The 274-nt window shown below is 36.5% G+C and carries 1 protein-coding gene; it reads right to left on the bottom strand.

From position 1 onward, the window contains the following. Positions 1–14: 14 nt before the first annotated feature. The coding region (locus K9V48_RS28810; RefSeq protein WP_224142369.1) for a hypothetical protein at positions 15–274 on the bottom strand (260 nt) is incomplete at its 5' end.

Raw genomic sequence — 274 nt, 5'->3', positions numbered from 1 at the left:
TTTGAAGAAGATGGCTAACTGGACATGGCGAGGTTCAGAAATGGCATAATAAAGTGAGCTAAGAGAGGTCTATCCTCATTCATTTGAGGTGAATTTCCAAGAAAATCGCAAAAGAGGTTCGGAATGATCTGCTTTAACAGATCATTTTTCAGATTGTCGAGAAACCCTTTTAATTCTCGGCAACTTGAACGGTTTTTATATAAACTAGTGAAAAATAGTTGAAATAAGAGAAAAAACGATCCAAAATAGTCCTCCATCCCATCTTTTTGGTGAG

The organism is Metabacillus rhizolycopersici (genome assembly GCF_020075705.1).
Note: the sequence above shows the minus strand (reverse complement) of the source record. Positions and strands in the feature narration are given on the sequence as shown.